We start from the raw sequence: 5,470 nt of genomic DNA, 5'->3' as shown, positions 1-5,470 counted from the left end.
AATTCCGGTATACGTGTAATACAACATCGGAATCAGCGCCGTCCCGATCCACAGGGAACCACCCCGCACCGCCAGAAAGTTTCGGGAGTCCCGCAGCCAAACCTCCACCATGGAGAGAAGGAAGGCCGGAAAAAACAGCAGTTTCATGTGCTCCCAAACGGATCCGTTCACGGAACAAAATGCCGCCGCAATGCGATTTTCCCCCGTCCAGCCCCAGAGAAAATGCAGCGCCGCTCCCGCCACCGCAGTAAAAAGAAAGTCCCCCAACGCACAGTACCGCTCGCGTCGCCGCGCCGCCACGCCCATACCTCCGCCTCCGTTCTAAATCCGCATATTGGAAACAGTGTACGCAAAGGCGGCAAAACTATGCACTCAGGTGGGATATTTTGGAACCAGAACCACGGGCGCGGCCGTTTCTCCGCCCTCCTTGGAGAGGTACGCAAAGGAGCTTCCCGGCAGACGCTGGACGACCTCTTGGGGCCAAAGCGTTAAAAAGTCTTCCGCGCCGGAAACCTTTTCAAGGCCGAAGGGCGCGTGGCGGTAATGCATGGGTACCACTGTTCCAGGCCGCAGAGTATCACACACAGCCTTGGCTCCGACTGCGTCCACGGTGAAGGTCACACCCACGGGAACCAGCAGTACGTCGCACCTGCCGATGGCCTCAGCCTGCTTTTTAGAGAGCAAATGGCCCAAGTCTCCCAGATGGCAGACCCGAACCCCCTCCGCCGAAAAGACGCGAATGGTGTTTTCTCCCCGGAGTGCTCCCTCCTCCCCGTCGTGGAATGCGGGGACCTCCTCCACGGAAAAAGGGCTTTCCCGCTCCGCCAGCAGCTTCACCCCGTCGGTGTAGCTGTGGTCAAAATGCCCGTGGCTGCAATAGACTCCGTGGGCCTCCAGCTCCAACGCCGGATAGCCGGGAACGCCGGTATAGGGATCGACGACGATCCGATAGCCGTCCTGCTCCAAAAGGAAGCAGGCGTGGCCCAGCCATGTGACGGTCATAAAAATCCCTCCTGTTTCGTTTGCGGATATGCCCCGCAGGCACATCCGGCCTACGGAGCCGTATTCGGATAATTTACGTACATGTCCGCTTTAAGAGTAGTATACAGGAATTATTCCGGTTTGTCATCCTGTGTTTCCGGCGCGGGCGCTTCCTTTTTGGGTTGCATCTTCCGCTTGCGGCGCAAGAAACCCGCCCCAACCAGCACAAAGACCACCAGCGCCACCCAAACCCAGGCATAGGCCAGCATCAGCAACGCGTTTTGCACGAAATCTGCAAACCCCCGCGCGCCTGAGATCAGCGCGCCGGCAAGACGATTGAAAAATCCGGTGGCAGGCTGCTCCACGTTAGAGAGCTGATATACCTCATTTAAAGAAAACTGCACTGTGGAGTAGTCCACTTGAGAATCGTAATGCTTTATCTCCCCCGCCAGAGATTCAATCTGGCTTTCCGCGTCGGAGATGGCGCTCTCAATGGTGATGATGTCCTCCATGCTTTCGGCCTTAGCAAGAAGGTCCTGCAACCGCGCAAGCTTCGTCTTTTGCGTCTCCAGCCGCCCTGCGAGCTGGTGTAGGTCACATGAGCCAGCTCCCCAGCCTGGGTAAGAAACGTGCTGAATTTTTCCTTGGGAACCCGGACGGAGTAGCTGCCGTACCGATAGCCAGAGCCGCCGTAGCTCACGCTACTGCTCTGGGTCCAGCCGCCAAGCTCCTCCTCCAGCGTCGACAGGTTTTTAACCGTCTCATCAAAGGTGGTGGTTTCAAGGTTCAGATCGGCGGTGTAGATCAGCTTGCTCCCGTCTCCGGCGTCTTTCTCCGCCCGGAGCTGGCTTCCCACTGTTCCACTTTCTTCATAGGCCCCAAAGCCGTTCATATCCATTACCGCGCCGGGCGCGGCAGGGGGGCCCCCAGCAAGGGTGGCCATCTCATCTGTTTTCCCGCCAAACGACGACTCACCTTCAGACGACGTGCCACAGCCCGCCGTCAGAACCGTCAGGCACAGGACCGCCAAGAACATCGCAAGCTTTCTTTTCATCATTTTGTCCTCCTTGTCGTTCGCTCATCAGCTTCCACCAGATGCGCGTTTGTCTCTTTAGACGCAGTCCCATGGAAAAAGTTGCACTAATTGTTGCGTTTTTTTCAAGACGGCGTTAAAATGAAGGCAGTACGCGCGCAATCACCGCGCAGCATGGGAGGAATCGCTCTATGACCTATCAGGAAGTATTGGTAAGCGCCCGCACCCGCGTCGGCCCCTATTGCAAGGCCTGTCCGGTCTGCAACGGCGTGGCCTGCAAGAACACCATCCCCGGCCCCGGAGCCAAGGGCATTGGCACCGGCTTCATCCGCAACTATCAGAAGTGGCAGGAGCTGTGTGTCAATATGGACACCATCTGCGAAAACAAGCCCGCGGATACCACGTTTAAGATCTTCGGCCAGACTTTTGACCTGCCGGTATTTGCCGCGCCTATCGGGGCGATGACCCTACATTATGGCGACCAGTATGACGACCTGGCCTACAACGACCTTCTTATTTCCGCCTGCGCCTCAGCGGGCATCGCCGCATTTACCGGTGACGGCACCAATCCCGCCGTGGTAGAGGGAGCGGCAAAGGCCATCGCCGCCAGCGGCGGACACGGCGTGCCCACCGTCAAGCCCTGGAATCTGGAGTTGATCCGTGAGAAGATGGAACTGGTGAACACAGGCAATCCCTTTGCCGTGGCCATGGACATCGACGCGGCGGGTCTGCCCTTTCTAAAAAATATGCAGCCTCCCGCCGGAAGCAAAACGGTGGAGGAGCTGCAGGAAATCGCGGCGCTTGCCAAAAAGCCCTTTATCCTCAAGGGCATCATGACCGTGGAAGGCGCGAAAAAAGCCTTGAAGGCAGGAGCCGCCGGCATCGTGGTATCCAACCACGGCGGCCGTGTGCTGGATAACTGCCCCGCCACGGCGGAGGTTTTGCCCGCCATTGTCGACGCAGTGAGCGGTAAGATGACGGTGATCGTAGATGGCGGCATCCGTACCGGGATGGACGTGTTTAAGGCGCTTGCTCTGGGCGCTGACGCGGTGCTCATCGGCCGCCCCTTCGTCACCATGGTTTATGGCGGTGGGGCCGAGGGTGTTTCCATCTATGTGGAGAAGCTGAAAGCCGAGTTGGCAGACACCATGGCCATGTGTGGAGCACACAGCCTTGCAAATATCCGGCGGGACATGGTGATGACCCCCCGGGATTTGAAGCATCTTTGATCTTTACAATAAAAGGCGGCCCCGGACAAACCCGGGGCCGCCTTCTATTTTAAAGACCTGTGTTACATAGACTCGCTGGCTTCTTTTGCGGTAAAGAATACCTCATACAGATTGCCGGTCTCGCCGTTGTCAAATTCCTCCAGATAGACAATGGAAAAATCGGTAAAGTCCTTCGGAACCTCAAAAATCAAAAGGCCGGTCTTCTCTTCATCCACTGCCAAATCATACTCGGATTCCAGCTGATCCTCGCTCACCATGGTTTCAACGGGGTTTGCAAACGCATTCTTCTGATCGTCCTTGTCAATCCACTGGGCCTGGAAATCGGTGTCAAACATGGGAATGGTCTCATTGAACGTATTCTTGATTGTCAGTTCCGACACCAGCAGCTTGTGGTCCGCCTCAGGGGTATATTCCTCGTATGTATCGCAAATGTAGACACTGTTGACCGTGAAGTCAAAAAACTCACTATGTAACACATCTCCGATGCGGCCCTCTTTGTTCTCTTCACTACTGCTATCGCCGCAAGCGGTCAGCACCATCATCACTGCCATTGCCGCCACCAACATCCATTTTTTGTTTCTCAGTTTCATTTTCAATACCTCTTCCTTCTTGTCTTTTTCTATATATTTCATTGCGCATTTACGCCAAACTCACACCGGCAGGAAAAGCACAGTGTCTCTCCCAGCCGGCCTTCCATGGTATAGGCACTTTCCTCTCGAAAGCCGAACAGGGCAATCGTCTCTCCCTGTACAGCCTCCTTGCTGTAATTCACGTACAGCTCCCGTAGGGGAGCAGACTGCAAATCCTCCGGCAGAGCGTCCCATACGATGTCACCGTAATTCCCGCTGTATACATGGCCGTTGCCGTCCAGATCAGACCAGCGGACAGGACGCGGCCCTAGCTCTTCCAGATTATCCTTGGGCAGGAAAATTTTGCGACATTCCGGACTGTCGATTGCTTTGGGACAGACATGCACCGTCTTGGCCCTAAAATCGGAGGGCCGGAGTATCTTCCGCTCCACCGGATTGATGAGAATCCACTCACTGCGGGCGCTCACGGTGACGGCGCCGCTGGCGTCGGTCAGCTCATAGGCCCGGCGCAGATGCGCTCCTCGGATGCCGTCTTCCCATGTGGAAATGGTGAGCATCTCCCGGTTCACAAGCCGCCGATGAATCCGCAGCGCCACACGGGACAGTAAAAAAACCTGCCCCATCTCGTGAAGCTTCTCATAGGTCAACCCTCTGGCGTCATAATCAAAGCCGGCCGCCCCTGCCACAAGGCTCAAGAGCTTTGCCGGTCGCACAAATTTATCTTTGTCGCAGTCGGCAAAGGACAGCTCTGCCTCCCGGGCATAGCAATCCTCCGTCAGCCATTGCCGAAACGCTTTCAATTCCATCCTGCTCCTTTTTATCGTCCCCCCGCTGCGGGCGTTTCGTCCTCGGGGTCTTTCGTTTCTTCCGAAGGTTTTTTCTCCTCTGTACCAGTATGATTCTCCATGCCTTCCGGCCGCATCATTCCGCTGCTTTCTTCCGGCAAAAAAGCCGTCTCAGCGGCCAATCGCTCCCGCGCCTGGGCCAGATAATCCCGGTGGGCTTCCTTTTGGACGGGAACAAAGCTCTGGGCCGCCGACCGCTTTTTTCCCTGATTTTTCACATAGAAAAAGCCGGTAAAGGAAAACACCGTCGCGCCGATAAAATTCACAATCAGGTCCTTCATCGTGTCGATCAGCCCGATGTCCAGATACCCTCCAAGGCCCAAATTCTCTCCATTCACCGTCACCTCGGTGATGTCCGGAATCACCACCACTTTGTTGCTGCGGCTCACGTCCAATGCCACCGTCTTAATTGTGTGGATAATCGTATCCTTCTGCATGTCTGTTCCCAGAAAATAATCGCAGCCAAACTCGAAAAACTCCCACAGTACGCCGATGGTCATGGAAAAGCAAAACGCCATCAGTGCCATAAACGCCGGAGAAAGGTCAAAGGTGAGCCGGGGATTATCGTTTAGCAGCACCACCATAGAAAAGCCCACCGCCGCGGCAAGAAACCCGTTGAGCGTGTGCAAAATAGTATCCCAAAAAGGAATCACAATGTAAAACGCGTTGACTTCACCCAAAATCTCTGCCGCGAAAATGAAGCACAGCACCGTAATTTCCAGCGGCGGAGGAAGCTCAATCCGCAGCCTCACCTGCACCCAGCTAGGCAGATAGAGCAGCAGCAGCGTCAGT

The 5,470-nt window shown here is 55.7% G+C and carries 6 protein-coding genes and 1 pseudogene; 1 reads left to right on the top strand and 6 read right to left on the bottom strand.

All coding sequences use genetic code 11. From position 1 onward, the window contains the following. The 3 genes and pseudogenes from RT018_RS09315 to RT018_RS09305 form a co-directional block, all read right to left on the bottom strand. Positions 1–306 (bottom strand): DUF6512 family protein (locus tag RT018_RS09315; RefSeq protein ID WP_312941309.1); only part of this gene is annotated, 306 nt, incomplete at its 3' end. Between the two features lie 66 nt (positions 307–372). Next, a complete protein-coding gene (locus tag RT018_RS09310; RefSeq protein ID WP_312941307.1) occupies positions 373–1,002 on the bottom strand; it encodes an MBL fold metallo-hydrolase in 630 nt (209 codons plus the stop codon). 110 nt (positions 1,003–1,112) lie between these two features. After that, positions 1,113–1,873 (bottom strand): annotated as a pseudogene (locus RT018_RS09305) (DUF4349 domain-containing protein). 332 nt (positions 1,874–2,205) lie between these two features. Between RT018_RS09305 and RT018_RS09300 the strand changes: the two are divergent. After that, positions 2,206–3,243, top strand: coding sequence for an alpha-hydroxy-acid oxidizing protein (locus RT018_RS09300; protein ID WP_312941305.1), 1,038 nt, complete (start codon positions 2,206–2,208; stop codon positions 3,241–3,243). Positions 3,244–3,305: 62 nt separating this feature from the next. On the opposite strand, the gene RT018_RS09295 is transcribed toward RT018_RS09300, so the two are convergent. The 3 genes from RT018_RS09295 to RT018_RS09285 form a co-directional block, all read right to left on the bottom strand. Next, positions 3,306–3,833: a DUF4352 domain-containing protein gene (locus RT018_RS09295; RefSeq protein WP_312941303.1), complete on the bottom strand. Its 528-nt coding sequence runs from the start codon at positions 3,831–3,833 to the stop codon at positions 3,306–3,308. A 38-nt stretch (positions 3,834–3,871) separates the two neighbouring features. Then, positions 3,872–4,639 (bottom strand): acyl-[acyl-carrier-protein] thioesterase, encoded by a 768-nt coding sequence (locus RT018_RS09290; RefSeq protein ID WP_397360067.1) that lies wholly within the window; start codon positions 4,637–4,639, stop codon positions 3,872–3,874. Positions 4,640–4,650: 11 nt separating this feature from the next. Next, positions 4,651–5,470, bottom strand: an 820-nt coding sequence (locus RT018_RS09285) for a hypothetical protein (RefSeq protein ID WP_312941298.1), incomplete at its 5' end; no start/stop codon positions are given.

This window comes from Oscillibacter sp., assembly GCF_032060045.1.
In the GTDB taxonomy this organism is placed as follows: Bacteria; Bacillota; Clostridia; order Oscillospirales; family Oscillospiraceae; genus Oscillibacter.
Note: the sequence above shows the minus strand (reverse complement) of the source record. Positions and strands in the feature narration are given on the sequence as shown.